This is a genomic window from Kitasatospora sp. NPDC091257 (genome assembly GCF_044757675.1).
Taxonomy (GTDB): Bacteria; Actinomycetota; Actinomycetes; order Streptomycetales; family Streptomycetaceae; genus Kitasatospora; species Kitasatospora lactacystinica.
On the sequence record NZ_JBIVVI010000688.1, the window covers coordinates 1 to 5002 of the forward strand.

Consider the following 5002-nt stretch of genomic DNA (forward strand, 5'->3'; position numbering starts at 1 on the left):
GGGTCGGCGGGGCGGTAGAGGGACAGGCTCATGTTCGTTCTCCTTGCCGTCGAGATTCCGGGACTCCGGGCAGCCGGAATCGGCGGGGTGCGTGGGGGCACCACCGCGGGGGCGGAATCGTGATGATGAGAGGAGATTTCTTTTCCGGCGTCGAGTCGGTGCGCGGTCGGTGCGCGGACGCGGGAGGAGAGTTCAGGGGCGACAGCGGCAGCGGTGCGTCGCGCAGTCGGAAGTCGCTGCGGCAGCAAGGCCGTTGACTCGACATTCCCGGAACATGGAAGCCATCCTAAAGATCGGCCTGATCGGTGGTCAAGAACTTCCTGGTGGGCGCGGTCCCACCAGGGGGGCTACCAGGCGTCCCAGTGGGCGATCTGCTCGGTGCCGACCCGGGGGCCGGGGCGGAAGTCGGTGCCGATGGTGTGGGCCAGCGGGATCAGCGCGGCCTGCAGGACGGTCTCGTAGGGGATGCCGAGGATCTCGGCCGCCTCGCGCTCGTAGTGCAGGTGCGGGGTGGTCCAGGCGGTGCCGAGGCCGCGGGAGCGGGCGGCGAGCATGAACTGCCAGGTGGCCGGGATGATCGAGCCCCAGGTGTTGGCCTGGCCGACGAAGGAGTCGACCTCGTGCCGGCCCTCGATCCGGACGCAGGGGATCACCAGGACCGGGACCTCGTGCAGGTGGTCGAAGAGGTGCTGGGCGCTCTCGGCGAGCCGGAGTCGGCGCAGCTGGTCGCCGACGGTGCGGTCCACGCCGGTGCCGACCACCTGCTGGCGGGGGCGGACCAGGCCGAGCCGGTAGAGGTCGGCGATCGCGGAGCGCTTGGCGGGGTCGGTGATGATCATGAAGTCCCAGCGCTGGCGGTTGCGGCCGGTGGGGGCCTGGGTGGCCAGGGCCAGGCACTCCTCGATCAGTTCGCGTTCCACCGGGCGGGTGAGGTCGAGCCGCTTGCGCACCGCCCGGGTGGTGGTGAGCAGTTCGTCGATGGAAAGCGCGAGGGGCGACATGGGCGGGGCTCCAGCTCCGGTCGGGTCGGAAGGGGGTGCGGATCCTTCCGGATCCTATTGATGGTTCGAAACTTGCGCAACATTCGAAGTCCAGTGGGTGGACCGGACGGGATCTCAAGTTCCGCTCTTGTGTGCCGAGTTGATTCTTTCTATGCTTCCACTATCTTCGAACATTCGAAACATGATGAGAGTGCTCGACCGCGAGAGGACGCCATGTCGCAGATCAAAGTCGAAGTCGAACCGGCCGAGGTCGGGCTGGACCCCGAGCGGCTGCGCCGGATCGACTCCTACCTCCGGGCCTACGTGGACGACGGCCGGCTGCCCGGCTGGCAGCTCGCCGTGACCCGCGGCGGGAAGGTCGCCCACCTCGCCGGATACGGGCACCGCGACGTCGAGAAGGGCCTGCCGCAGACCCCGGACACCATCTACCGGTCCTGGTCGATGACCAAGCCGGTCACCTCGGTGGCCGCGCTGGTGCTGCTGGAGGAGGGTGCGATCGGCCTCCAGGACCCGGTCTCCCGCTACCTGCCGGAGTTCGCCGACGTCCGGGTCTACCAGCGCGGGCCGGCCTCCCGGCCGGTCACCGTCCCCGCCGCCGAGCCGATCCGGATCGTGCACCTGCTCACCCACACCTCCGGCCTGACCTACGGCTTCCACCGGGCGCACCCGGTGGACGAGATCTACACCGCCAACGGCTTCGAGTGGACCACCGCGCCCGGCCTCGACCTCGCCCAGTGCGTCACCAAGTGGGCCTCCTTCCCGCTGCTCTTCGAGCCCGGCACCGCCTGGAACTACGGCGCCTCCAGCGACGTGCTCGGGCGGGTGATCGAGGTCGCCTCCGGCAGGCGGCTGGACGAGTTCCTGGCCGAGCGGGTGCTCGGCCCGCTCGGCATGGCCGACACCGGCTTCCACGTCCCGGCCGACAAGGCCGACCGGCTGGCCGGCTTCTACGTCGTCGACCCGGCGAGCGGGAAGGCCGTCCGCAACGACGCCTTCGGCGGTGACGTGCTGCGCGAGCCCCACTGCCTCTCCGGCAGCTCCGGACTGGTCACCACGCTCGCCGACTACCACCGGTTCAGCCAGATGCTGCTCGGCGAGGGCGAGTACCAGGGCGTACGGGTGCTCGGCCGGCACACCCTGCGGCACGCGCTGCGCAACCACCTGCCCGGCGGCGGGGACCTGAAGAGCGTCGGGCGGCCGGTGTTCTCCGAGATGCCCACCGCCGGGGTCGGCTTCGGGCTCGGCTTCGCGGTGGTGCAGGACCCGGCCGCCGCCGGGGTGCCGGCCAGCGCCGGGGAGTACGGCTGGCACAGCGCCGCGTCCACCATCTTCTGGGTGGACCCGGCGGAGCGGCTGACGGTGCTGTTCCTGACCCAGCTGATGCCCTCCAGTGCGCACCAACTGCACGGACGCCTGCGGCAGTTGGTCAACCAGGCGCTGGTCGGATAACGGGTCCGCCCGCCCCGCTCCGGGGCTCACCCGCCCGGCTGGACGGCGAGGAGCTTGCGGGTCAGCCGGATCAGCGTGTCCCGCTCCTCCGCGGTGAGCGCGGCGAACACCCGGTCCATCATCGGGGCGATGCCCGCCTCCGCCTCGGCCAGGGCCCGCGAACCGACCTCGGTCATGGTGACGGCGTAGGCGCGGCGGTCGCGCGGGTGACGCTCGCGGACCACCAGTCCGGAGCTCTCCAGGCCGTCGATGCAGCCGACCATCACGCTGCGGTCGATCCGCAGCTGCTCGCTCAACTCCTGCTGGGAGCAGGCCCCGACCGCGTCCAGCATCTTCAGCACCAGGTGCTGGGCCACCGTCAGCCGGGCGCCGGTCAGCTCCTCGTCGATGGCCCGGGCGACCACGGTGGTGGCCCGGCAGAGCGCGATGTCCGGGCGCTCCCGGGTGAGCGTCGCGAAGTACTGCCGGCGCTCGCCCCCGTCGTCCGTCCGGCTGGGCGAGGCGAGGCGGGGCGTCCGCGGGGCGGTGGCCATCGGAACTCCTTCTGCGGGCGGGGCCATCAGCATAACGCGTTCAGGAGATTGTTTTTCCGTAGACGTTCTCAAGGAAGGGGAATCCCATGTGCTCACCGGAAACGGTGGCCGGCGCCACCGGCCACACCGCCACCGGGCCCGTCGCCGCCGCGCCCGCCGAGGTCTCGGCGCCGCTCCGGGCCAGAGCCCCGATCAGCCTGCCGCGCGGGGCCGTCCGGGACCTCACCCACGTGGTCGGCCCGGACTGGCCGGTGTTCGAGCTGTACGTCAAGCCGATGGAGATCAAGCGGCTCGCCAACCTCGCCGAGCACGAGTACAACGCCTTCGAGCTCACCTACAACGAGCACATCGGCACCCACCTCGACGCGCCCTCGCACTTCGACGACGACGGCCTGGCCACCCACCAGATCCCGGCCGACACCCTGGTCGCACCGCTGGCCGTGGTCCGGATCGGCGAGCGCGCCGCCCGCGACCACGTCACCGAACTGACCGTCGACGACCTGCTGGCGTGGGAGAGCCGCAACGGCCGCATCCCCGACGGTGCGCTGCTCGCCGTCGACAACGACTGGGCGCACCGGATCGACACCCCCGGCGCCTTCCTCAACCTCGACCCCGCGGAAGGGCTCTACCGCTTCCCCGGGATCTCGGTGGAGGCCGCGCACTTCCTGGTCACCGAGCGCTCGGTGGTGGGCGTCGGCACCGACTCGATCAGCCTCGACCCCGGCACCCGCCCGGCCGACCCGGACACCCACCGGGTGCTGCTGCCGGCCGGCAAGTACGCCATCGAGTGCCTCGCCGGGCTCGACACCGTGCCCGACCTCGGCGCGGTCGCCGTGGTCGGCGCGCCCAAGCACCTCGGCGGGACCGGCGGCCCGGTCCGCGTCCTCGCCTTCGTCTGAACCGGCGGACCCGCGAACGGCACGACCGGCGACCACGACGACCGGCGCTGACAGCGATCCGCGAACGGCACGATCCGCGAACGGCACGACCCGCGATCACAACGACCCGCGATCACAGGAGAAGCCCATGACCGTACAGACCGACTCGGAGTCCGTCTTCGCCGGGGCCACCGGCGAACGCTGGGAGTGGAAGGAGGAGCGCTACCGCGACGGGGTGTTCAGCCACGCCGTGGACACCGAACTGCACCGGCTGCGGCTGCTGGAGTCCGTCCTGGACGAGCACACCCGCAGCCGCTTCCGGGGGCTCGGCCTGCGGGCCGGGCACCGGGTGCTGGAGGTCGGCGGGGGCGGCGGCTCGGTCGCCCGCTGGCTGGCCGAACAGGGCGCCGAGGTCACCGTGACCGACCTCGACACCACCTTCCTGGACGAACTCGCCGCCGACGGCGTGCGGGTGCTGCGCCACGACGTCTACACCGACGACTTCCCGCCCGCCTCCTTCGACTTCATCCACGCCCGGTACGTGGTGATCCACCTGCCCGACCCGGAGAAGGCGGTGGAGCGGCTGGTCCAGTGGCTGGCCCCGGGCGGGACGCTGGTGCTGGAGGAGCCGGCCTTCTTCCCGATCAAGGACTCGCCGCACCCCGGCTACCGGACCGTGCTGCGGGCCTTCCGCCGCCACCTGGAGACCGCGGTGGGCACCGACACCGAATGGGCGCGCAGCCTGCCGGTGCCGCTGGAGGGCAAGGGGCTGAGCGGCCTCGGCCACGACGCGCGCTTCCAGCTGCTCGCCGGCGGGGACGACGAGGCCGAGTGGTGGCGGCTCACCCTGGAGCAGACCCGGCCGGCCGTGGTGGCCGCCGGACTCGCCACCGAGGAGGACTTCGAGGCGGCGTACCGGGAGCTCGCCGACCCGCAGTTCCGGGACCTCTCCCTCGCGGTCTTCACCGCCTGGGGGAAGCGGGCCTGACGCGCCCGCGCACGCCGACGGGCCGGTCACCCCTGCGGGGGCGGCCGGCCCGTCGGCGTTCCGTCCGGGCGTTCCGTCGGGGCGTTCCGTCGGGGTGTTCCGTCGGGGCGTTCCGTCCGGGCGTGGCCGGGGTGAACGCGGCGCCGCCCGTAC

The 5002-nt window shown here is 72.1% G+C and carries 5 protein-coding genes; 3 read left to right on the forward strand and 2 right to left on the reverse strand.

Features of this window, described 5'->3' with window-relative positions; all coding sequences use genetic code 11:
- Positions 1–347: 347 nt before the first annotated feature.
- Positions 348–1001, reverse strand: coding sequence for a nitroreductase family protein (locus tag ACIQOV_RS27320; protein WP_401052892.1), 654 nt, complete (start codon positions 999–1001; stop codon positions 348–350).
- A gap of 213 nt (positions 1002–1214) precedes the next feature.
- Between ACIQOV_RS27320 and ACIQOV_RS27325 the strand changes: the two genes are divergently transcribed.
- Positions 1215–2450 (forward strand): serine hydrolase domain-containing protein, encoded by a 1236-nt coding sequence (locus ACIQOV_RS27325; RefSeq protein WP_359908126.1) that lies wholly within the window; start codon positions 1215–1217, stop codon positions 2448–2450.
- A gap of 26 nt (positions 2451–2476) precedes the next feature.
- On the opposite strand, the gene ACIQOV_RS27330 is transcribed toward ACIQOV_RS27325, so the two are convergent.
- Entirely contained in the window at positions 2477–2983 is a 507-nt protein-coding gene (locus tag ACIQOV_RS27330) for a MarR family transcriptional regulator (protein ID WP_359908123.1), read from the reverse strand.
- Between the two features lie 86 nt (positions 2984–3069).
- Between ACIQOV_RS27330 and ACIQOV_RS27335 the strand changes: the two genes are divergently transcribed.
- On the forward strand, positions 3070–3882 hold the full coding sequence (locus ACIQOV_RS27335; RefSeq protein WP_359908120.1) for a cyclase family protein: 813 nt from the start codon (positions 3070–3072) through the stop codon (positions 3880–3882).
- A 127-nt stretch (positions 3883–4009) separates the two neighbouring features.
- Positions 4010–4849, forward strand: a complete 840-nt coding sequence (locus ACIQOV_RS27340; RefSeq protein WP_401052897.1) for a class I SAM-dependent methyltransferase — start codon at positions 4010–4012, stop codon at positions 4847–4849.
- Positions 4850–5002: the final 153 nt, after the last annotated feature.

Bases quoted from the DNA above. Each gene is read 5' to 3' on its own strand.
- ACIQOV_RS27320 (WP_401052892.1), bottom strand. From the start codon at position 1,001: ATGTCGCCCCTCGCGCTTTCCATCGACGAACTGCTCACCACCACCCGG.
- ACIQOV_RS27325 (WP_359908126.1), top strand. From the start codon at position 1,215: ATGTCGCAGATCAAAGTCGAAGTCGAACCGGCCGAGGTCGGGCTGGAC.
- ACIQOV_RS27330 (WP_359908123.1), bottom strand. From the start codon at position 2,983: ATGGCCACCGCCCCGCGGACGCCCCGCCTCGCCTCGCCCAGCCGGACG.
- ACIQOV_RS27335 (WP_359908120.1), top strand. From the start codon at position 3,070: ATGTGCTCACCGGAAACGGTGGCCGGCGCCACCGGCCACACCGCCACC.
- ACIQOV_RS27340 (WP_401052897.1), top strand. From the start codon at position 4,010: ATGACCGTACAGACCGACTCGGAGTCCGTCTTCGCCGGGGCCACCGGC.